The sequence below is a fragment of the Spirillospora sp. NPDC048823 genome (genome assembly GCF_043198445.1).
Taxonomy (GTDB): domain Bacteria; phylum Actinomycetota; class Actinomycetes; order Streptosporangiales; family Streptosporangiaceae; genus Spirillospora.
In genome coordinates this window covers 116433-136541 of the sequence record NZ_JBICUT010000018.1, presented here as the reverse complement: position 1 = coordinate 136541, position 20109 = coordinate 116433, and the positions used below count along the sequence as shown (strand labels likewise).

21 protein-coding genes are annotated in these 20109 nt (G+C 72.3%); 6 read left to right on the top strand and 15 right to left on the bottom strand.

Features of this window, described 5'->3' with window-relative positions; translation table 11 throughout:
* Positions 1-4 precede the first annotated feature (4 nt).
* Complete coding sequence (locus ACGFK0_RS32120) at positions 5-1372, top strand: acetyl/propionyl/methylcrotonyl-CoA carboxylase subunit alpha (protein WP_392911712.1); 1368 nt, start codon at positions 5-7, stop codon at positions 1370-1372.
* Between the two features lie 88 nt (positions 1373-1460).
* On the opposite strand, the gene ACGFK0_RS32115 is transcribed toward ACGFK0_RS32120, so the two are convergent.
* The 4 genes from ACGFK0_RS32115 to ACGFK0_RS32100 form a co-directional block, all read right to left on the bottom strand.
* Positions 1461-3053 carry a right-handed parallel beta-helix repeat-containing protein gene (locus tag ACGFK0_RS32115; protein ID WP_392911709.1) on the bottom strand — a complete coding sequence of 531 codons (1593 nt, stop codon included), beginning with the start codon at positions 3051-3053 and terminating at the stop codon, positions 1461-1463.
* Positions 3054-3174: 121 nt separating this feature from the next.
* Entirely contained in the window at positions 3175-3840 is a 666-nt protein-coding gene (locus ACGFK0_RS32110) for a TenA family protein (protein WP_392911707.1), read from the bottom strand.
* Between the two features lie 10 nt (positions 3841-3850).
* A complete protein-coding gene (locus ACGFK0_RS32105; protein ID WP_392911705.1) occupies positions 3851-5506 on the bottom strand; it encodes an FAD-dependent monooxygenase in 1656 nt (551 codons plus the stop codon).
* Positions 5499-6026, bottom strand: a complete 528-nt coding sequence (locus tag ACGFK0_RS32100) for a TcmI family type II polyketide cyclase (RefSeq protein WP_392911703.1) — start codon at positions 6024-6026, stop codon at positions 5499-5501. Before ACGFK0_RS32100 ends, ACGFK0_RS32105 begins: the two co-directional genes overlap by 8 nt.
* A 24-nt stretch (positions 6027-6050) precedes the next feature.
* Between ACGFK0_RS32100 and ACGFK0_RS32095 the strand changes: the two genes are divergently transcribed.
* Both ACGFK0_RS32095 and ACGFK0_RS32090 read left to right on the top strand, forming a co-directional pair.
* A complete protein-coding gene (locus ACGFK0_RS32095) occupies positions 6051-6788 on the top strand; it encodes an SDR family NAD(P)-dependent oxidoreductase (RefSeq protein WP_392911701.1) in 738 nt (245 codons plus the stop codon).
* Complete coding sequence (locus tag ACGFK0_RS32090) at positions 6788-7645, top strand: LLM class flavin-dependent oxidoreductase (RefSeq protein WP_392911699.1); 858 nt, start codon at positions 6788-6790, stop codon at positions 7643-7645. Before ACGFK0_RS32095 ends, ACGFK0_RS32090 begins: the two co-directional genes overlap by 1 nt.
* 158 nt (positions 7646-7803) lie before the next feature.
* Here the strand turns inward: ACGFK0_RS32090 and ACGFK0_RS32085 are convergent, their stop codons facing one another.
* Both ACGFK0_RS32085 and ACGFK0_RS32080 read right to left on the bottom strand, forming a co-directional pair.
* Positions 7804-8568, bottom strand: a complete 765-nt coding sequence (locus ACGFK0_RS32085; RefSeq protein WP_392911697.1) for an SDR family NAD(P)-dependent oxidoreductase — start codon at positions 8566-8568, stop codon at positions 7804-7806.
* A 28-nt stretch (positions 8569-8596) separates the two neighbouring features.
* Positions 8597-9298, bottom strand: coding sequence for an SDR family NAD(P)-dependent oxidoreductase (locus ACGFK0_RS32080; protein ID WP_392911695.1), 702 nt, complete (start codon positions 9296-9298; stop codon positions 8597-8599).
* A gap of 185 nt (positions 9299-9483) precedes the next feature.
* Between ACGFK0_RS32080 and ACGFK0_RS32075 the strand changes: the two genes are divergently transcribed.
* The gene (locus tag ACGFK0_RS32075; protein ID WP_392911693.1) at positions 9484-10803 is read left to right on the top strand and encodes a cation:proton antiporter; all 1320 of its coding nucleotides are present in this window, start codon (positions 9484-9486) and stop codon (positions 10801-10803) included.
* Between the two features lie 103 nt (positions 10804-10906).
* Here the strand turns inward: ACGFK0_RS32075 and ACGFK0_RS32070 are convergent, their stop codons facing one another.
* From ACGFK0_RS32070 to ACGFK0_RS32040, 7 genes are all read right to left on the bottom strand, one after another.
* Positions 10907-11680 carry an ABC transporter permease gene (locus ACGFK0_RS32070; RefSeq protein WP_392911691.1) on the bottom strand — a complete coding sequence of 258 codons (774 nt, stop codon included), beginning with the start codon at positions 11678-11680 and terminating at the stop codon, positions 10907-10909.
* Positions 11677-12681 (bottom strand): ATP-binding cassette domain-containing protein, encoded by a 1005-nt coding sequence (locus tag ACGFK0_RS32065; RefSeq protein ID WP_392911689.1) that lies wholly within the window; start codon positions 12679-12681, stop codon positions 11677-11679. Before ACGFK0_RS32065 ends, ACGFK0_RS32070 begins: the two co-directional genes overlap by 4 nt.
* Positions 12682-12866: 185 nt before the next feature.
* A complete protein-coding gene (locus ACGFK0_RS32060) occupies positions 12867-13502 on the bottom strand; it encodes a PadR family transcriptional regulator (RefSeq protein ID WP_392911687.1) in 636 nt (211 codons plus the stop codon).
* Positions 13503-13723: 221 nt separating this feature from the next.
* Positions 13724-14182 carry an anthrone oxygenase family protein gene (locus ACGFK0_RS32055; protein WP_392911684.1) on the bottom strand — a complete coding sequence of 153 codons (459 nt, stop codon included), beginning with the start codon at positions 14180-14182 and terminating at the stop codon, positions 13724-13726.
* Positions 14183-14231: 49 nt separating this feature from the next.
* Positions 14232-15464, bottom strand: a complete 1233-nt coding sequence (locus tag ACGFK0_RS32050) for a ketosynthase chain-length factor (protein WP_392911822.1) — start codon at positions 15462-15464, stop codon at positions 14232-14234.
* 17 nt (positions 15465-15481) lie between these two features.
* Positions 15482-16759 carry a beta-ketoacyl-[acyl-carrier-protein] synthase family protein gene (locus ACGFK0_RS32045; RefSeq protein ID WP_392911820.1) on the bottom strand — a complete coding sequence of 426 codons (1278 nt, stop codon included), beginning with the start codon at positions 16757-16759 and terminating at the stop codon, positions 15482-15484.
* Entirely contained in the window at positions 16756-17175 is a 420-nt protein-coding gene (locus tag ACGFK0_RS32040; protein WP_358460987.1) for a cupin domain-containing protein, read from the bottom strand. Before ACGFK0_RS32040 ends, ACGFK0_RS32045 begins: the two co-directional genes overlap by 4 nt.
* A 207-nt stretch (positions 17176-17382) precedes the next feature.
* Here ACGFK0_RS32040 and ACGFK0_RS32035 point away from each other — a divergent pair, with 207 nt between their 5' ends.
* Entirely contained in the window at positions 17383-17925 is a 543-nt protein-coding gene (locus ACGFK0_RS32035) for a flavin reductase family protein (RefSeq protein WP_392911681.1), read from the top strand.
* Positions 17926-17951: 26 nt separating this feature from the next.
* Entirely contained in the window at positions 17952-19010 is a 1059-nt protein-coding gene (locus ACGFK0_RS32030) for a methyltransferase (protein ID WP_392911679.1), read from the top strand.
* A gap of 95 nt (positions 19011-19105) precedes the next feature.
* On the opposite strand, the gene ACGFK0_RS32025 is transcribed toward ACGFK0_RS32030, so the two are convergent.
* Positions 19106-19528: an ester cyclase gene (locus ACGFK0_RS32025; RefSeq protein ID WP_392911677.1), complete on the bottom strand. Its 423-nt coding sequence runs from the start codon at positions 19526-19528 to the stop codon at positions 19106-19108.
* Positions 19525-20010: a cupin domain-containing protein gene (locus ACGFK0_RS32020; protein ID WP_392911675.1), complete on the bottom strand. Its 486-nt coding sequence runs from the start codon at positions 20008-20010 to the stop codon at positions 19525-19527. Before ACGFK0_RS32020 ends, ACGFK0_RS32025 begins: the two co-directional genes overlap by 4 nt.
* Between the last annotated feature and the right edge of the window lie 99 nt (positions 20011-20109).

Below are 20109 nucleotides of genomic sequence, written 5' to 3'. Positions count from 1 at the left end.
CCCGTTGTTCTCGACCATCCTGATCGCCAACCGAGGTGAGATCGCGCTCCGCGTCGCCCGCACCTGCCGCGATATGGGCATCCGAACGGTCGCGGTGTGCTCCGACAGCGACCGCGGCACGGCGGTGACGCGGTTCGCCGACGAGTGCGTCCGCATCGGACCCGCCGCAGCGCGGCACAGCTACCTCAACGCCGCCGCGATCGTCACGGCGGCGCTGCAGACCGGCGCGGACGCGATCCACCCCGGGTACGGGTTCCTGTCGGAGGACCCCGACTTCGCCGAGATCTGCGAGGCGGAGGGGCTGACGTTCATCGGGCCCTCGGCCGAGCTGCTCGGCCGGCTCGGCGACAAGGCGCGGGCCCGGGAGATCGCCAAGGCCGCCGGGCTGCCGGTGCTGCCGGGCAGCCCGGAGTCGCTGACGACGCTGGAACAGGCCCGCTCCATCGCCGCCGAGGTCGGCTACCCGCTGATCCTGAAGGCGACCGCGGGCGGCGGCGGACGCGGCATGACCGTCGTCCGGAACGCCCGCGAGCTGCCCCGCGCGTGGGCGCAGGCACGCGCGAGCGCCCAGGCCGTCTTCGGGGACCCGCGCCTCTACCTGGAGCGGTACCTCGAACACGCCCGCCACATCGAGGTCCAGGTGCTCGGGGACGGGCGCGGCGGCGTCGTCCACCTCGGCGAGCGGGACTGCTCAGTGCAGCGGCGCCGGCAGAAGCTCGTCGAGGAGACGCCGGCGCCCGGCCTGCCCCGCGAGCTCGCCGACCGCATCTGCGCCGCCGCGGTGCGGGCCGCCGAGCAGGTCGACTACCCCGGGGCCGGCACCTACGAGTTCCTCGTCGACGACGACGGCGGCTTCACGTTCATGGAGGTCAACTGCCGCATCCAGGTCGAACATCCGGTCACCGAGCTGGTCACCGGCGTCGACCTGGTCCGCGAGCAGCTGCGGGTCGCGGCCGGGGACGGGCTGTCGGTCACCCAGGACGACATCGCGCCGCGCGGCGTGTCGATCGAATGCCGCGTCAACGCCGAGGACCCGCGCCGCGGGTTCATGCCGACGCCCGGAGTCGTCGACGAGTTCCAGCCGCCCGCCGGCCCGTTCGTCCGGGTGGACACCCACGGCCACCCCGGCTTCCGGGTGACGGCCGACTACGACCCGCTGCTGGCGAAGGTCGCCGTCTGGGCGCCCGACCGGCGGCAGGCCATCGAGCGGGCCGGGCGGGCGCTGGAGGAGTTCCGCGTCTCCGGGCGGGGCGTCCGGACGACGCGGGAGTTCCTCCGCGAGGTGCTGGACGACCCCACCTTCCGCGCGGCCAAGCACACCACCAGCCTCGTCGACGAGATGGGCGTCGCCGAGCTGCGCCAGGCCGGCTGACCGCGGAGCCCGGGGCCGGGCATGCGAAAGGGGCCGGTGGTGGCCTTCCCCGGGAGGGGCCACCACCGGCCCTTCGCTTCACCGCCCGCTAACGCGCGCAGCGCCCCTGGTAGACGCCGATGTTCGGCGGCGAGGGGATCCGGTTGCCGAACAGGTCGCGGCCGCCGTCGCCGGCGACGTCGACTCCCGCGCCGATGGCGGGGGAACCGCAGCGCAGGCGGTAGCCCCACGGTCCCGAGCCCGGGGCGGTGAACCTCGGGTCCTGGGTGATCGCGTGCTGGTCGCCCGCCGGGATCCCGGTCACGTTCCGGTAGACGTTGTGGTCGTAGACGCCGACGTCGTCCACGATCGACGCGCCGGCGTCACGGCCGGAGAACACGTTGTTGCTGAACTTGATCGGCGTGTGCGGGAGGCTGCGGACCAGCCGCCCCGCCCGCTCGCTGTGGATGACGTTGTTGTAGAACTCGACGTCCTCGATCGGGTTGTCGCAGCCGTTGGACACGATGGGGATGGTGAACGTCCCGATCGCCAGGTCGAGGTCGTTCTCGCTGAGGTTGTAGCGGATCTTCGCACCGTCGCCGGACGTCCCCGCGAACGCGCAGAACAGGATGAACGGGCCGTCGTTGTCGTGGCTGTAGTTGTACTGGTAGACGAGGTCGCGGTTGCCGGCGTCGACGCTGAACGCGAACGACGGCGGGTTGCTCGAACCGCCCGTCACCTCGTTGTACTGCACGACCGGGCGGTCGGAGTTGAACGCCAGGATCCCCGCGTGGGCCTGCACCCCGCGAAGCCCGAAGCCGTCGACCTTGTTGTGGGCGGTCACGGAGTCGACGCCGTTGGACACCAGGATGCCGTCGCCGCCGGTGTTCCTGACCTGGTTCCAGGTGACGTGGACGTTCCTCATCGGCACCCAGTGGTTGGTGCCGCCCGGGTACAGGTCGCGTTTCACCCACTGCGACACGGTGCCGATCCCGACGTTGTCGATGTCGCTGATCTGGTTGCGGGTGACGCGGATCCCGTCGAAGCCGGTGGGCGTCTCGGACCCGGCGGCCTTGAACACGATGCCGCCGCTGTTCTCCTTCTCCGCCTGGAGGCAGTCGCAGCCCGGAACGTCGTGGATCTTGACGTTGTCGACCACGTAGTGCTCGCCGGTGCCGTAGTCGTCCAGCAGCACGTAGATGCCGATGCGGGGGGCGCCGTCGTCGGGGCCCGGGTTGGTGATCTCCAGTCTGCGGATCTCCCAGCCCTGGACGTCGTGCAGGAACACGGCCGCGCGGGCGCCGCCGCCGTTGATCACCGGGCGGGCGCCGTACCCGTAGGCGTCCAGGCTGATCGGTGCGCGCGCCGTGCCGGAGCCCTTCGGTTCCAGCGTCCCGCCGCAGGTGGTGCCGCGGCGCAGGGAGATGGTGTCGCCGGGCTCGAACGTGACGGTGTTGACCTTGGCGAGCGTCTTCCACGCCTCGCCGGGGCTCGTGCCCGGCGCGCCGTCGTCGCCGGAGCCGCAGTCGACGTAGTACCGCGTCCCGTCGTTCCACCAGCCGCGCTCCTGCTGGGCGGCGGCGGTCCCCGTCAGGGCGGACGTCGCACCGAGAACGGCTGCCATGACGACGGCGGCGGCCCGGGGCGTCCGGCGGACTCTGCTTCGGATCTTCTCGCGAGCGGGGTGTCTGACTCTGCCCATCAATCTTCTCCGTGCCGGTGTGGTTCCGGATGCTGACCGTGCGAGTGTGGAACCGTCGGCTCGAAGAACACTCGAATCGTGAGACGACTGAACGGGCCTTCTGGACCGGGCCGGCCCGGGGTTATGTCGGCCACTCCCGGAGCCGCCATGCCGAATCGGCGAACGCCAGCTCCAGCCGGGCACCGAAGAGGAACCGCCGGGCGAGCAGCCGCCGCTCGCCGGACGTGGCGCCGGCGGCCACCTCGTCGATCATGTCGAGGTAGCCGTCCACGTACTCCTGCAGGTAGTCGCCGTCGGGGAGGTACCGCGCGATCCACTCGGCGTAGCGGGAGCCGGGGTCGTGGCGTTCCCGCAGGTCGTCGGAGACCAGGAGGTGGAACCAGGTCATCGGCAGCAGCCCGCCGATCCCGCCGGCGAACGGGCCGGCGGGAGCGGCGAGCATGAACGAGGTGTAGGCGTGCACGTCCGGGGCGGGACCCGCGGCGGCGGCCGGGCGTCCGAGCGACGCCGCGAGCTTCCCCAGCTCCTCGTCCAGGCGGGGCAGCGACCCGAAGGTGGCACTGGCCGCCGAGGCGAGCAGCGCCCCGTGCGCGTCGGCGTCGGCGATCGCCGCGCACCCCGCCAGCGCCCGCGCGTACGCGGGCACGACGTGGTGCGCGTCCTGCTCGGCGAAGTGCCACAGCGCCGCCGGCGGCAGCGCGCCGCTTCGCAGGCCCGCCCAGAACGGGTGCCCGGTGATCCGGGCCACCGCGGACCGGGCGATGGCCGCCAGTTCCTCGCGCATCATCGGCTCTCGGTCACCGCGCCGCCGCCGCGGCGCCGACGCCGGCCGTCCGGCCCGGCACGTCGGCGTCGGCCATCTGGCCGAGCACGTCCGCGAGGACCATCTCGGGCTCCGGCGACCGGTCGGAGGTGCGCCAGGCGACGAACGCGTCCGGCCGGACCAGGACCGCGCCCCGGGGCGACACCCCGAACGCCGACGTCCAGTCCCGGTCCACGGCGGTGTAGTCGCCGCCGTCACCGATCTGCACCGCCCGCAGCGGGACGCCGGTGCGCCCGGCGATCCGGACCGCCGCCTCGTGCCACGCGCCGCCGTCCGGCCCGGTCAGCAGCACGAACGAGTCCCAGAACAGGTCGACCGTGGAGATCTGCTTCCCGTCGCGTTCGAGCCAGAGGTGCGGCGCCCGCGTCCCCGGCTCCCCCGTCAGCGTGAGCGGCTGCGTGAGCACCGGGCCGCGCTCCGCCGACGCGACGGCCCGGGAGCCGTAGCGGTAGCCGAGCGTGATGACGATGTCGTCCACCATCTGCGCGCGGACCTCGTCGTCGGCGTAGCCGTGCCGGATGCGGTTGCGGACCATCGCCTGCTCGGCCATGGCGCCGCCGACCGCGTGCCGCTCCTCGTGGTAGGTGTCCAGCAGCGCGTCCCCCGCCCAGCCGCCCAGCCGGGCCGCCAGCTTCCACGCGAGGTTGTGCGCGTCGTGGATGCCGGTGTTCGCGCCGAACCCGCCGGCCGGCGGATGGACGTGCGCGGCGTCCCCGGCCAGGAACACCCGGCCGTCCCGGAACCGCTCCGCCACGAGCTGCGCGCCCTCCCACGGCACCTTCGCCATGATCTCGACGTCCATCTCGGGGAGCCCGGACGCCTCCCGGACGATCTCCACGCAGCGCTCGTCGGTGAAGTCCTCGGGCGTCTCGCCCTTCTCCGGGTGGTAGACGGGCGCGGCCAGCCACGGGTCGCAGCCGTGCAGCCGGGACAGCCCCGTCATCGACCCGCCCGCGGTGGCGTAGCAGAGGATGAACGGACGGTCCGCCAGCGCCGCCTCCAGCTCCGCTGCGCGGAAGTAGATGCTGAGCGCGTTGAACACCGTGCCGCGGCCGGAACGCTCGATCCCGAGCACCCGCCGGACCGTGCTGCCCGCGCCGTCCGCGCCGATCAGGTAGCGGGCGCGGACGGTGCGGACCGCGCCGGTCGCGGTGTCCTCCACCTGGGCGGTGACGCCGTCCGCGTCCTGTTCGAGGGACCGCAGCCGGACGCCGAAGCGGATCTCGGCGCCGAACTCCCGGGCCTTGCCCGCCAGCACCACCTCGTAGCGGTCCTGGCCGCAGCCCATCACCCGCTCGGGGCTGATGTCCGGGCCGTCCAGGGACGGGGCCTCCACGACCTCGGCGTCCGCGATCTCGGAGTAGGTGTTGACGCGCAGGATGCCGCCCTCGAAGAAGACGTGCGAGTCGCCGATCTCCAGCGCCCGCACCTCCTCGCCCATCCCGGCGGCGCGGAAGATCTCCATGGTGCGGGCCTGCAGCCCCGGCGCACGCGGCAGCACGGAGGTGTCGGCGCGCTTCTCCACCAGCAGCGTCCGCACGCCGTACCGGCCGAGGAACGCCGCCGCCGACAGCCCCACCGGCCCGGCACCGACGATCAGAACGGGAACCTCGTCGTCGTAGTCACTCACCGTTGGCGTCCCAGACGTAGAAGGGTTCGGCCATCGCGTCCCGGGGCTCTTTCCAGTTCGGGTCGTACGGCCGGATGTGATGCGACAGCCGTTCGTTGATCTCGCCGTAGAGCGGATGGCTGCGCGCCTTGTACAGGTTCGGCGCGATGTCCTCGTCCGCTTCGACGAGATGGAAGTACAGGTCGTGGAAACGGAAGAGCGTGCGTCGTGACACGCCGATCATCCGGGGCAGGTCGCTGGCGTCGGAATCCGCGAAGATTCGCGCCACGTCGCCCGCCTCGGCCGGATCCATGTGCGCGACGATCAATGTCCGGTGCACGCCGGCCTCCTCTCGTGGTCGTCGCCATGCTCGGGCGCGGCCCTCCGGTCCCGGTCGAACCCGGCTCGAATCGCCGGGCGGACGGTGGGAGCGGGCCTCCAGCCCGGCGCGAGCGTCCCGGGGCATCGTCGGCGGCGACGTCGCCACAGGCGCCATCGACATCGCCGCAGGCGCATCGACATCGCCGCAGGCGCGCGCCATGTCCCCGTGCGAGGAGGGAAAGCCGTGGATCTCGGATTGGCCGGAAAACGCGTCCTGATCACCGGCGGCACCCGCGGTATCGGCCGGGAGACCGCGGTCTCCTTCGCCCGGTCCGGGGCCGCCGTCGTGGTCTGCCACCGCAGTGCGGGCGAGGCCGCGGAGAGCCTCGCCCGCGAGTTGAAGGCGCTCGGCGGCGACCACCGCGTGGTCCAGGCCGACGTGACCGACGCGGACGGCGTCGCCGCGCTGGCGGACGCCTGCCGGGACGCGTTCGGCGGCCTGGACGTCGTCGTGAACAACGTCGGCATCGACGCGCGGTCGCCGCTGGAGGAGCTGACCGCCGCGGAATGGAGCCGCGTCCTGGAGACCAACCTGACGAGCTGCTTCACGGTGACGCAGGCGGCGCTGCCGCTGCTCGCCGACGGCGGCTCGATCATCAACGTCGGCGCCGTCGCCGGGTTCCGCGGGCGGCCGGAGAGCTCCCACTACGGCGCGTCCAAGACGGCGCTCACCGGGCTGACCCGATCGCTGGCCAAGGAGATCGGGCACCGCCGCGTCCGCGTCAACGTGGTCGCGCCCGGCGTGATCGTGACCGAGCCGGGCGGCGGGCCGCCGCCCCCGGTCGCCGACATCATCCGCAGCATGACGGCGCTCGGCGAGCTCGGCTCGAACGCCGACGTCGCCGGCGCGGTGCTGTTCCTGGCGAGCGACATGTCCCGGTACATCACCGGCGCCACCCTCAACGTGGACGGGGGCATCTGATGGACATCGGGATCGGGCTGCCGACGATGATCCCCGGCACCCCCGGAAGCGCGCTGCTCGGCTGGGCGCGCCGCGCCGAGGACCTCGGGTTCTCCTCGCTGGGCACCCTCGACCGGCTGATGTACGACGGGTACGAGCCGCTGACCACGCTCGCCGCCGCGGCGGGCGCCACCAGCCGCATCCGGCTGGCCACGACCATCCTGATCGCCGCCTACCGCGGCGACCGCGCGCTGCTGATCAAGCAGCTGGCGAGCGTGGACCGGCTGTCGGGCGGGCGGCTCACGATCGGTGTCGCGGCCGGCGGGCGCGCCGACGACTACGACGCCTGCGGGACGCCCTACGCCGGGCGGGGACGCCGGCTCGACACGCTCCTCGGCGAGCTGCGCGGCTTCTGCGACGGGACGGGCGACGGCCCCGTGCCCGGCCCCGTCCCGGCGGGCGGCTGCCCGCCGCTGCTGGTCGGCGGCCATTCCGACGCGGCCATGGAACGCGCCGCGGCCTACGGCGACGGCTGGATCGCGGGCGGCAGCTCCGCCGCCGGCTACGGGGAGCTGGCGGGCCGCGCCCGCAAGGCGTGGGCGTCCGCCGGCCGGGCGGGCGAACCGCGGCTCGTCGCCATCGCCTACGTGGCCCTGGGCGCCGGGGCGCGCGAGCGCGCCGAGAGCTACCTGGTCGACTACTACTCGTTCATCGGCTGGAAGGCCGAGATGGCGGTGAAGAGCGTGATCACCGACGAGGGCCGGCTCCGCGACTTCGTCGCCGGCTACCGCGACGTGGGCTGCGACGAGCTGATCCTGTTCCCCTGCGTCGAGGAGCCCGCCCAGGCGGACGTGATCGCCCGCGCCCTGCGCATGTGACGCGCTCGCCCCCGAGCCGGGCACCGCCCGGATGTGACCGGCCCCCGGCCGCTGCTCGATCGCAACGACCGGGGGCGATGTCCATGACTCTCCGCGGCTCTCCGCGGCTACGCGTTCGCCGCGGCTACGTGTTCGCCGCGGCTACGTGTTCGCCGCGGCTACGTGTTCTTCAGCAGCCCGGCGTCCACCGACAGGTCGGTGCCGGTGATGCTCGGGACGCGGCCGGACGCCAGCAGCACCACCAGCGCCGCGATCTCCGACGGCTCCACCATCGCCCCCGTGGTCAGCCCGGCCCGGCCGGGCACCGCCGCGACGAACTCCTCCGCCGACATCCCCGACTTCTCGACGATCTCCGGCTTGGTCCAGATCCGCGTCCGGACCGGGCCGGGGGAGATGGTGTTGACCCGCACTCCCTTCGGCGAGAACTCCAGCGACAGCGACTTGCCGAGGTTGGACAGCGCGGCCTTCGCCGCCGCGTAGTGCGCGAGCTGCGGGTCCGCCGCGCGCGAGTTCGCCGACCCGATGTTGACGAGCGTCCCGCCGCGCTCGACCAGGCTCGGCAGCGCCGCACGGCTCGCCCGGACCGTGCTGAAGAGGTTCAGCTCGAACGACCGCCGCCACACGTCGTCGTCGATGTCGAGGAAGCTCGCCGCCCAGCTGACGCCGCCGCCGACGTTGTTGACGAGGACGTCCAGGCCGCCGAACTCCTCGATCGCCGCCTCCACGAGCAGCCGCGGGCCGTCCTCCGTGGCGAGGTCGACCTCCATCGTGTGCTTGGTGACCGCGCGCAGCTCCGGGCCGACGGTGCGCGCCCCGCCGAACACGTCGGCGCCCGCGTCGGCGAGCGCGCCGGCGACGGCGAGGCCGATCCCCTGGCCCGCCCCCGTGACCACGGCCTTCTTTCCGGCCAGTTCCAGTTCCATGCCGTCTCCTGTTCCCGCGCCGCCGGGCTCAGCCTGGGCCGCGCTTGTCGGTGAGGAATCCTCCGGTCGGTCCGTCCGCCGGGAGCGTCGCCGCGTCGGCGATGAACGGGGCGACGTCGTCGGGGGTCCGCCGCTGGCCCGGCATCATCCGGGTCCGGACCCGTCCCGGGTTCACCGCGTTCACCAGCACGCCGGTCCCCTCGGTCTGCGCGGCCAGCAGCGAGGCGAGCCCGTTGAGGGCGCTCTTGGAGATGGAGTAGCCGGGGGCGCCGCCGAACAGCCTGCCGCCGAACTCCGCGGTGGTGCCGCTGGAGATGATCACCACGCGGCCCCATCCGCGCTCGACCATGCCGGGCACGAACGCCTGCGCGACCCGCCACGTCCCGAGCAGGTTCACCTTCAGCGTCTGGTCGACGAGGTCCACCGGCACCGACAGCGGGTCGGTGCCCGCGTCCAGCAGGACGCCCGCGTTGCACACCAGCACGTCCACCGGGCCGATGCCGGCGGCGACGCGCTTGGGCGCGTCCGGGTCGGTGACGTCCAGCTCGCGGCCCTCGACGTCCGGACCGAGGCTCGCGGCCGTCTCACGGGCGTCGCCGGCGGTCCGCGCGGTCACCACCAGCCGCAGGCCGCGGCGGTGCAGCTCGGCGGCGACCGCGCGGCCGATGCCGCGTCCCGCGCCGGTGATCAGGGCGGTGCGCGGCGTCGCGGCCGCGTGCGCGTCATCCATCCGCGCATCGTCGCCGGGGCGGCTCGATCCCCGCTGGAGTCCCGCTCGCGGACGCGCCTCGACGCCACCAGGACGGGACCGCGGGCGGAGCTCCAGCCGCCCTCGACCCGGGCTTCAGGCGCTCGGCCGCAAAGTCGGTGACAAGGCGGAGCGGCACGCGCTCCTAGATCCCCAGCGGAGACACGATGCACCACACACTCGCGGCGGCGCAGACCGACCCGAATCTGGAACTCACCCTCAAGGTCCTCCCGGCCGTGATCGTCATCCTCATCGTCTCGGCCGTGTGCGGGCGGCTCGCGACCCGGCTCTGGCAGCCGCGCGTCCTGGGCGAGATGATCGCCGGCGTCCTGCTCGGCCCGACGCTGTTCGGCTGGCTGTTCCCCGACGTCCAGGCCAAGATCTTCCCGTCCGAGGTGACGCCCATCCTGTACGTGCTGAGCACCATCGGGCTCACGCTGTACATGTTCCTCGTCGGCGCCGGCATGGAGCACGGCGGCTCGGGGCCGCGGCAGCCCGCCCACCAGCCGGCGATCGTGGCGATCGCGGGAATCCTCCCGGCGATGATCCTCGGCATGGGCGCCGGGCTGCTGCTGTGGAGCACGCTGTCCGACCCCGGCATCGGCCGGTGGTTCTTCGCCGCCTTCATCGGCGGTGCGCTGTCGATCACCGCCTTCCCGATGCTGGCGCGCATCCTCTACGAGCGCGGGCTGGAGAACTCGCCGCTGGGGAAGCTGTCGCTGATGGCCGGCGGCGTCGACGACGCGGTGGCCTGGTGCACCCTGGCGGTCCTGACCGCGATCCACGTCGACTCCGGCCCCGGCGGTGCGGCCCGCACGATCGGGCTGGCGGCCCTGTTCGCGGTGCTGATGCTGACCGTCGTGTCGCGGCTGCTGCGCGCCCTCGGCCGGCATGTGCTGCGGTCCGGGCAGATCAGCAACGGCGCCATGTACCTGGTCGTCCTGGTCCCGCTCATCTCCGGCTGGTTCACCGACTGGATCGGGATCTACTCGGTGTTCGGCGGCTTCATCGCCGGGCTCGCCATGCCGCGCGACGCCGCGTTCCGGCGGATGCTGCACGGGCGGATGATGGACGTGGTGTCCACGCTGCTACTGCCGATCTTCTTCGCCTTCTCCGGGCTCAACACCCGGCTGGACGGCCTCGGCGGCGCCACGATGCTGCTGGCGTTCCTGACGATCCTGCTGGCCGGGTTCACCGGCAAGTACCTCGGCTGCTCGCTGGCCATGCGGTCGCTCGGGTTCGGATGGCGTGAGTCCAACGCGGTCGGCGCCCTGATGAACGCCCGCGGGCTGATGATCCTGATCTTCATCAACATCGGGCTGGCGCAGGGAATGATCGGCCAGCAGGTGTTCTCGATGCTGGTACTGGTGGCCGTGCTCACCACGGCGGCGGCGCTGCCGCTCTACAAGGCGGCGCTGCCGGACCGCCTGGAGAGGGCCCAGCGGAACGAGCCGTCCGGGGAGAAGGAACTCGCGGCCGCCGCCTGACGGCCCGCCGATCCGGGACCGGCACGCGCCGGCCCCGGATCAAGCGGTCACGCGGTCACCAGGTCACGCGTCATCAACGTCACGCGTCATCAACGTCACGCGGTCACACCTGCCGCTGGTAGACGCGGAGCGCCAAGGTCGACAGCCAGAAACCGGCGACCGCGACCACCAGCAGCCCGAAACCCCGGTCGAGGACATGACTCCATGCGACGTCGTCGCGGATCGACTGCCGTCCGACCTGGACGAGCCAGTTCACCGGGTTCACGGTGGCGACGGTGCTCATCCAGCCCGGCATCTCGTGGCGCGGGACGAAGATCTCCGAGAGGAACACCAGCGGCAGCACCATGAGCTGGGCGATGCCGACCACCGCCTGGTGGCTGCGGGTGAGCAGGCCCAGCATGTTCGACATCGAGGCGAACGCGACGGTGCTGAGGGCGATGCAGGCGAAGAACGTCAGCAGGATGGGAAGGCCGCCGGGGAACCGCGCCCCGAGGGACACCCCGATGACCAGGATCAGGGCGCTCTGCGCGAGCACCACGATGGCCTGCTGGGCCAGCCGCCCGGCGATCAGCGCCCAGCGCTGGACGGGCGTCACCAGGAACCGGTTGAGCATGCCCTGGTCCATCTCGGTCACGAACAGCATCCCGCTCCAGCCGCTGGCGAACACGGCGGTCAGCGCGACGATCCCGGGGGTGAGGAAGATGATGTAGGAGCCGTCGACGATCCGGGTCTCCATGACCGGCGCCAGCAGCTGGCCGAACAGCAGCAGCCAGACCACCGGCTGGATCAGGGCGGCCAGCACGTAGGACGGCTGCCGGACGGTGTTGCGGAGATCGCGGACCGTCATGTGGTAGAGGTGCGCGGCGCCGTCACTCATCGGCTCGGCGCCTCCTGGGCGCTGCGGAGCAGGCGGCCGGCGTGGCGCAGGTAGACGTCCCCGATCGTGGGGGCCGACAGGGTCAGCGACACCACCCGGACACCGGCCGACTCCAGCGCCGCCACCAGGTAGGGGGCGCTCACGGCGCCGCGCTCGACCCTGGCGCTGAGGCCGCAGCCCGCGACGACGATGTTGCCCACGCCCTCGACACCCGCCAGCGCCTTGCGCACCTTGCCCTCGCCCGGCGGTTCCACCAGCTCGACGCGCAGCGCGTCGCCGCCCGCCTCGCGTTTGAGCTGGCTCGGCGACCCCATGGCGACGATCTTGCCGCGGTCGAGGATGGCGAGCGTGCTGGCCAGCTCGTCGACCTCCTCCAGATAGTGGGTGGACAGCACGACCGTGATGCCGACGGCGGCCATGCCGAAGATCTCGGCCCACAGGTCGGTGCGCGTCTCCGGGTCGAGCCCGGTCGTGGGTTCGTCCAGGAACAGCACGTGCGGCTCGTGCACCAGGCCAAGGGCGACATCGAGCCGGCGGCGCATGCCGCCGGAGTACGTCCGGGTCGGCCGGTCGGCGAGGTCCGCCAGGGCGAACCGTTCGAGGAGGGAGTCCACCCGGTTCCGCAGGAGCCGCCCGTTCAGCCCGTACAACCGGCCCTGCAGAGTGAGGGCCTCCCGGCTGGTCGCGCACGGGTCGACGCCGCTCTGCTGGGTGACGCAGCCGATCCTGCGGCGCGCCTGCGCCGGCTCCCGGACGACGTCCACACCGGCGACCCGGACGCCGCCGGATCCGGGCCGGGCGAGCGTTGTGAGGATCTTGATAATGGTGGACTTGCCCGCGCCGCTCGGCCCGAGCAGGCCGAACACCGTGCCATTCCGGACCGAGAACGAGATCCCGTCCACGGCGCGGACGCCGTTGGGGTAGGTCTTGGTGAGGTCCGTGACCTCAATGGCCGCGCCGTTAATGGCCGTGCTGTCAAGGGTCGTGCTGTCAAAGGTCATCAGCGCACTCCCACAGAGATAATCGTCCGGCGATCATGGCCGGGGAGGCGATCCGGCGTCGCAGGGGAGCATCGCCGTTCTCTCGGATCGCCCCCGCCGGCACCGTCAAAAGGTCATTGCCCCCGCCGGCACCGTCAAAAGGTCATTGCCCCCGGCGGCACCCACCGGCCGCCGGGGGCCGATCGTCAATGCATGCTCTCCTCCTCGGTGAACCCGCGGTCGGCGATGACCTCGGCGTGCCAGCGCCGCCAGGCGTCGAGGTCCTCATAGGCGCCGCCCTGGAACTCGGTGACGAGCGCGCGCACCCAGCACTGCTCGGCGCGCAGCAGCGCCTCGTGGTACTCGGTCTCGATCATGAACAGCCGGCGCAGCCCGGTCTCGCGCATCCGCTCCATGAACCCCCGGACCTCGGCGAGCCGGCCGTCCAGCGCCTCGATCCGCTCTTCGAGCAGCCGGATCACCTCCTCCGGCAGCAGCACCGGGAGCAGTGACAGCCCCGACTCGAACTCCGGGTACTCCTTGGCGGGGGTGCGCAGGATCTCGCTGAGCCAGTCCTTCAACTCCGTCCGGCCGGACACGGTCAGCGCGTACACGGTCCGTTCCGGGCGCCGCCCCTCCCGGAAGGTGTCCACAGGTTCGATGTACCCGGCGCGGGCCAGCGCGTCGACAACGGTGTAGAGCGATCCGTAATTCATCCGGACGCTCTGCTCCTTGCCGCGCGTCTTGAGCAACCCGGCCAGTTCGTACGGGTGCATGGAACGCTCGAAAAGCGCCGCGAGCACGGCTAAAGCCAGCGGGTTCGAGACTTTTCGTTTCGCCACTGAAAACTCCCCGTGAACGGATACTCCAGCACGAGTATACGGAGCCGGAGATTCAAATACCAGATGACAATCTGTCAAGGTCACTCTGAGTTTTTCAGAACGTCAGAAATGAGTCAGCACCAATGAGTCAGCACCATCGCCGGCAGGCAATGGTGCTGAGCTGCGAATATGTAAACCGAACCCGGCGGGACGGTGAAATGTGAAGGGCTATGTACCGACGGTCACATGATCAGGACGATGGCCGCGGAGAGGTTGACGGCCAGCGCGGACAGGGCCAGCGCCGAACGCACCGCGTTCCACCGCCGCCATCGGCTGCGCCGCTCCGGCCAGTCGGCCGGAAGCGACGCCGGGTCCTGCGCCGCCACCCAGTGGTTGATCGGCACGTTCTTGGTGATCGACACCGTGATCACCGACGCCATCACCAGGCCCGCCGCGCCGCCGAGCAGCCGCAGCGCCGTCCCGGGCCCTGCCGCGGCCAGCGCCAGGTCCGCCAGCACCGTCAGCAGGATGGTGACGGGCATGAACGGGTCGTAGCGGGTCGCCAGGAACCCGTGAGCATGCACGTACTGCTCGCCGGGCAGCGCCAGCAGCAGCGGGACGCCGCCCAGCACGGTCGCGCTGAACACCCCCACCGCGATCGCGTTGCCCATCAACGCGATCAGCATCAGGATCTCCGACATCCGCGCCTCCTTCCGTCCTCCGCGCTTCCGTTCCGCCGCGCGCCGTGCCTCAGGTGGCCGCGCGCACCACCAGCGCCGAGTTGAACCCGCCATAGCCCCGCGCCACGACCAGTGCGCACCGCACCGGCGCCGGGCGGGGCCGCCCGATCACCAGGTCCAGCCCGCCCGCGCCCTCCCGGACGCCCACGGTCGGCGGGATCACCGCGTCGCGGACCGACAGCAGCGCCGACACCGTGTCCAGCGCCGCACCGCCCGCGTACAGGCGTCCGGTCATCGTCTTCGGCGCGGTGACCGGCACGCCCCCCGGGCCGAAGACGCCGTTCAGCGCGTCCGCCTCGACCCGGTCCAGGTCCGGGACGCCCATCGCGTCGGCGAACACGACGTCCACGTCACCGGGCTCGGCGCCCGCGTCGGTGAGGGCGTTCTCGATCGCCCGCCGCAGCGCCGGCGGGCGGCTCGACCCGGGCGGCGGGTCGAACGTGACGCCGTACCCGGCGATCTCGCCGTAGACGCGGGGGGCGCCCCGCCGCGCCGCGTGCCCGGCGTCCTCGACGATCAGCAGCGCGCCGCCCTCGCCCGGCAGATACCCGCAGGCGTCCGGGTCGAAGGGCAGGTAGGCCCGCGCCGGATCGGTCCGGACGCTGAGCCGGCCGGAACTGAGCTGCGCGACGAGCCCGTACGGGCACAGCGACGCGTCGGCGCCGCCGCTGACCGCGACCCGGGTGCCGTCGCGCAGCAGCCGGCGCGCGTGCGCGAGCGCGTCCAGCCCGCCCGCCTGCTCGGTCGCGATCACGCCGCACGGGCCGCGCATGCCGTGCCGGATGGAGATCTGGCCCGTGGTCGCCGCGTAGAACCACGCGATCGACTGGTAGGCGCCGACGAACCCCGGGCCGCGCCCCCACAGGTTCACCATCTCCCGCTGCCCGAACTCGGTGCCGCCCGACGAGGCGGCGGTGACCACCGCCATCTCGTACTCGGGCAGTTCCGCCGGGTCGACCTCGGCGTCGGCTAGGGCGAGCCGCGCCGCCGCCAGGCCCATGTGGGTCCAGTGGTCGGTCTGCGGGATGGCGCGGCTCGGCACATGGTCCGCCGCCGTGAACCCGCGGACCTCGCCGGCCAGCCGCACCGGGTACGACGACGGGTCGAACCGGGTGATCGGGCCGAGGCCCCGGCGTCCCTCCAGCGTCGCGGCCCAGTAGTCGTCCGTCCCGAGCCCCAGCGGCGTGATGACGCCGAGGCCCGTGACGACCGGCGCGGCCACGCTCGTCCGGGGACGCTCCATCACCCGGTCCGGCGCGGTCACGCGGCCTCCCCCGGCCGGGCCAGCAGCATCGCCGTCTGGAAACCGCCGAAGCCGCTGCCGACGCTGAGCACGACGTCGGTGCGGTGGTCGCGCGCCGTGAGCGGCACGTAGTCCAGGTCGCACTCGGGGTCGGGTGTGTGCAGATTGGCGGTCGGCGGCACCACGTCGTGCTCGATCGCCAGGGCGCTCGCCGCCACCTCGATGGAGCCGATCGCGCCCAGCGAATGCCCGACCATCGACTTGATCGAGCTGACCGGCACCTCGTAGGCACGCCGCCCGAGGCTCCGCTTGAACGCCGCGGTCTCGTGTCGGTCGTTCTGCTTGGTGCCCGACCCGTGGGCGTTGATGTAGTCGATGTCGTCCGGCCCCAGCCCGGCCTGCCGCATGGCAACGCTGATCGCCTCCGCCATCTCGCGGCCGTCCGGCTTGAGGCCGGTCATGTGGAAGGCGTTGCTCCGGCTCGCGAACCCGGCGATCTCCGCATAGACGTGGGCGCCCCGGGCACGGGCGGCGGACAGTTCCTCCAGCACGAAGACCGCCGAGCCCTCGCCGAGGACGAAGCCGTCCCGGTCCCGGTCGAACGGACGGGACGCGTGCTCGGCGTCGGCGTTGTTGGGCGTCGTCGCCTTGATCGCGTCGAAGCAGCCAGAGGTGATCGGGGAGATCGGCGCGTCCGTCGCCCCGGCGATCATGACGTCGGCGGCGCCCTCCCGGATGAGCTGCGCGCCGTGCGCGACGGCGTCCAGCCCGGACGTGCAGCCCGTGGAGATCAGCGACACCGGCCCCTCGGCGGCGGCGCGCCAGGCCACCTCCACCGCCAGCGTGCTCGGCACCATGTACCCGTACAGCTGCGGGACGCCGTACTCGTGGTCGACCTCCCACTGCCGTCCGCCGTCGCTGAGGACGATGTACTCCTGTTCGAGGCCCATCGTGCAGCCGACCGCGCTGCCGAGGCTCACCCCCACCCGCTCCGGTCGCAGCGCGCCCTTGTCCAGGCCGCTGTCGGCGATGGCCTCGTCGGCGGCGACGGACCCGAGCTGCGCGGCGCGGTCCATCCGCCGGATCTCCTGCGGAGTGAGTCCCTGCGCCGCCGCGTCGAAGTCGCACTCGGCGGCCACCCGCGACCGGAACCCGGTCGGGTCGAACAGGGAGATCGTGCGGGTCGCGGTCCGGCCGGCGGTCAGCAGGCCCCAGAAGGCCTTCGCGCCGATCCCGCCCGGGGCCACCACGCCGATTCCGGTGATGACCGCCCTGCGTTCGCTCCTCACGGTCAGCCGACCTTCGGCGCCGACTCGGCGGGGTGCGGCAGCGGCTCGGTGTCGACGTGGCCGAGGTCGGGCCGCGGCGCCAGCGGGCTCAGGTGGAACACGACGAACGCCTGCTCCGCGCCGTCGTTCTCCAGCCGGTGCCGGTCGTTGATGGCGACCATGAGCGAGTCGCCGGGGCCGAGCCGGACGGTCTCGTCCTCGACCCTCATCAGCAGCGAGCCGCGCACGACGTAGAGGAACTCCTCGGAGTAGGGATGCCGGTGCTCGGAGACGAACTCACCGGGCTCCAGGGTCAGCTCCCCCATGAATCCGGACGTGGACTTGACGGTCTTGGGGCTCAGCAGCACCCGGATGTCCCCGCCGCGGCGGCGGTTGGGCACGACATCAGCGGCGGTGACCTTCTGAGCTCGCGGTGTGGACACGAAACGGCTCCTTAACCAGACGGTCCCGTGACGGGATCACCGGACCAACGGTGACGTGGGGCGCTTGACCGGCGATGCAGAAGCGCTGGAAGCCCCGTCCTGGACGGGGCCGGGAGACGCCGGCGTGCGCCGCGCGGCCCAAGCGGTCTTCGAGCGGGCGCCCGGACACTGCACCGGACGGACCGGACGGACCGGAACGGGAGAGCCATGCGGATCCCTGACTCGCGGACACCCGACCCCGTGCTCCCGCGGCGGCTCCGCGCGGCGTTCGGCAGATTCGCCACGGGCGTCGCCGTCGTGACCGCCGCGACCCCGGACGGGACGCCCGTCGGGATGACGGTGAACTCGTTCACCTCGGTGTCGCTCGATCCCCCGCTGGTCCTGTTCTGCGTCGGCCGCGGGTCCCGCCTGCACCCGGTGTTCGCCGGGGCGGACGCGTTCGCCGTGAACGTCCTGCGCGAGGGGCAGCTGGCGCTCTGCCGCCGCTTCGCCAGCCCCGGCTTCGACCGCTTCGACACCATCGAGCCGAGGACGGGCCGCACCGGCGTCCCGCTGCTGCCGAGCGCGCTGGCCGTGTTCGAGTGCGTCGAGCCGCAGACCGTCCCCGCCGGCGACCACGACGTCATCATCGGCCGGGTCGCGGCGCTGGAGACCGCCCCGGACGACCACGCCGAGCCGCTGGTGTTCTTCGGCGGCGGCTACCGCTTCCTCAGCACCGAATTCCAATGGTGGTCCGCCTGGCACTCCTAGCCGCGGACGCAGAAAAGGAGAACCCGATGACGAGTCCCGTCCAGGCGCCGCCCTTCGCGCCCGTGAAGGTGTACGCGCTCAGCACCGCGTTCTGGCAGACGAAACTGATCATGACGGCCGGGGAGCTGGAGATCTTCGCGCGGCTCGCCGAAGGCCCCGCCACGGTGGAGGGCCTCGCCGAGAAGCTGTCCCTGCACTCGCCCGTGCTCCACGACTTCCTGGACGCCCTGGTCGCGCTGGGCCTGCTCGAAAGGGACGGCGACCGGTACTCCAACACCCCCGAGGCCGACTACTACCTCGTCCCGGGCAAGCGCTACTACATGGGCCACTACCTCACCTTCGTCGACAAGTTCATGCGGCCGACGTGGGACGGGCTCGGCGAGGTGCTGCGGACGGGCAAGCCGCCGGAGCCGCAGGCGCCGCCGCAGGAGGCCGCGCCGGGCAAGGAGGGCGCCGAGTTCTTCGAGCACACCTACGCGAACGTGGACCTCCAGCGCATGTTCATGGAGGCGCAGGACTCGCTCAGCAGCGAGGTCGCCTGGGAGCTGAGCCGGCGGATCGACTGGAGCCGCTGGACACGGCTCGTCGACCTCGGCGGCGCCCGCGGCAACACCGCCGGAATCCTGCTGCAGGCCCACCCGCACCTGAACGCGACCGTGTTCGACATGCCGCCGATCGAGCCGCTGTTCCACGAGCACATGGAGCGTCTCGGCGTCCAGGACCGGGCGCGCTACCAGGGCGGGGACTGGTTCGAGAACCCGCTGCCCGAGGGCGACGTCCTGCTGTGCGGCCACGCGCTGCACAACTGGACCGCCGAGCAGCGCAAGACCGTGATCGGCAAGGCGTACGAGGCGGTCCGGCCCGGCGGCGTGTTCATGGTCCACGACCTGATGATCGACGAGGACCGCAGCCGGCTGAACCCGCTGATGCTGAGCCTGGCGATGACCCTCAGCGTCGGGGGGTCCGGGTACAAGGCCGCCGAGTGCGCCGGCTGGATGGGCGAGGCCGGGTTCACCGGCGTCGAGACCGTCCCGCTGCAGGACTACGACGGCCACACGGTCGTCATCGGGCACAAGCCGGAGTAGCCGGAGCCGCAACCCGCTCGATCCGGTTCCCCCGACAGGGGCGGGACCGGATCGAGCGCGTTCGGGGTGCGTTCCCGGCTGCGTTCCGGGTGCGGTCAGGCGCGGAGCTGCTCGACCATGGCCCATTCGTCGAAGACGTTCAGGTCGTCGACGACGAGGCCGTCGCGCACCGTCCAGATCTGGACGCCGGACGCGGCGACCGTCCGTCCCGTCGGCGGGATGCCGCGGTATTCGCCCACGTGCTCGCCCCGGGCCGTGAAGTGGGTGACGACGAGGTCCCCTTCGGCCACCTGGAGGTCGACGGCGATCGTGAGGCCGGCGAAGGCCGAGCGGATCCGGCGGATGCTGTGCCGGGGCCCGTCCGGGCCGACGCGCCGCCCGCGCAGCATGAAGCCCGGCGCGAAGACACTGGAGGCGAGGTCGAGATCGCCCCGGCACCAGCCCTCCTGAAGCCAGCGCCGGGCGAGTGCCTTGTTCGCCTCCTGGACGTCCGCGGCGGTGTCCGCGGTCCCGGTCATCGCGAGCCCACGCCCGGCGGCGGCCCCACCTGCTCCAGCCCCTCGACGTGGTACCGCGTCGCCAGCTCGATCATGTCGGGCGGCGACGGCGGCCCGCCGCCCGCCATGAGTTCGCTCAGCCCCTCGAAGAAGCCCTCCACACCGCCCGGCGTGGCGACGACGAGCAGCTTGCTCGGCCCGTCGGAGATGTTGCGGAACTTGTGCGGCACGCCGCGCGGCCCGTACACCAGGCGTCCGGCCGGCGCCTCGTACTCCTCGTCGCCGAGGACGATCGAGTAGCGGCCCTCGATGACGTAGAACGCCTCGTCCTCGGCCTCGTGGATGTGCAGCGGCGGGCCCCCGCCGGGGGAGGTGGTCACCTCGAAGAACGAGTAGAGGCCGCCGGTGTCCTCGGCGCGGAGCAGGAACCGTCCCTCCTCGCCCAGCCAGCGGACCGGCGCCACCTCATCGCGCGCGACGACTTTTCCGGGGGTGTGGGTCATTACCCGGCCTCCATTCAGAATATCCTTTCCCATAATCGTCGGACGCTCACCGGAATTAGTCAACAGTCGAATTCTTCCAGCCATTCACCAGCCAGTCTC

Excerpts from the sequence above, each read along its gene's own strand:
- ACGFK0_RS32080 (WP_392911695.1), bottom strand. The coding sequence starts at position 9,298 with ATGGATGACGCGCACGCGGCCGCGACGCCGCGCACCGCCCTGATCACC.
- ACGFK0_RS32025 (WP_392911677.1), bottom strand. The coding sequence starts at position 19,528 with ATGACCGGGACCGCGGACACCGCCGCGGACGTCCAGGAGGCGAACAAG.
- ACGFK0_RS32085 (WP_392911697.1), bottom strand. The coding sequence starts at position 8,568 with ATGGAACTGGAACTGGCCGGAAAGAAGGCCGTGGTCACGGGGGCGGGC.
- ACGFK0_RS32030 (WP_392911679.1), top strand. The coding sequence starts at position 17,952 with ATGACGAGTCCCGTCCAGGCGCCGCCCTTCGCGCCCGTGAAGGTGTAC.
- ACGFK0_RS32100 (WP_392911703.1), bottom strand. The coding sequence starts at position 6,026 with ATGGCGCGCGCCTGCGGCGATGTCGATGCGCCTGCGGCGATGTCGATG.
- ACGFK0_RS32110 (WP_392911707.1), bottom strand. The coding sequence starts at position 3,840 with ATGATGCGCGAGGAACTGGCGGCCATCGCCCGGTCCGCGGTGGCCCGG.
- ACGFK0_RS32065 (WP_392911689.1), bottom strand. The coding sequence starts at position 12,681 with ATGACCTTTGACAGCACGACCCTTGACAGCACGGCCATTAACGGCGCG.
- ACGFK0_RS32075 (WP_392911693.1), top strand. The coding sequence starts at position 9,484 with ATGCACCACACACTCGCGGCGGCGCAGACCGACCCGAATCTGGAACTC.
- ACGFK0_RS32050 (WP_392911822.1), bottom strand. The coding sequence starts at position 15,464 with ATGGAGCGTCCCCGGACGAGCGTGGCCGCGCCGGTCGTCACGGGCCTC.
- ACGFK0_RS32070 (WP_392911691.1), bottom strand. The coding sequence starts at position 11,680 with ATGAGTGACGGCGCCGCGCACCTCTACCACATGACGGTCCGCGATCTC.
- ACGFK0_RS32090 (WP_392911699.1), top strand. The coding sequence starts at position 6,788 with ATGGACATCGGGATCGGGCTGCCGACGATGATCCCCGGCACCCCCGGA.
- ACGFK0_RS32115 (WP_392911709.1), bottom strand. The coding sequence starts at position 3,053 with ATGGGCAGAGTCAGACACCCCGCTCGCGAGAAGATCCGAAGCAGAGTC.
- ACGFK0_RS32020 (WP_392911675.1), bottom strand. The coding sequence starts at position 20,010 with ATGACCCACACCCCCGGAAAAGTCGTCGCGCGCGATGAGGTGGCGCCG.
- ACGFK0_RS32055 (WP_392911684.1), bottom strand. The coding sequence starts at position 14,182 with ATGTCGGAGATCCTGATGCTGATCGCGTTGATGGGCAACGCGATCGCG.
- ACGFK0_RS32035 (WP_392911681.1), top strand. The coding sequence starts at position 17,383 with ATGCGGATCCCTGACTCGCGGACACCCGACCCCGTGCTCCCGCGGCGG.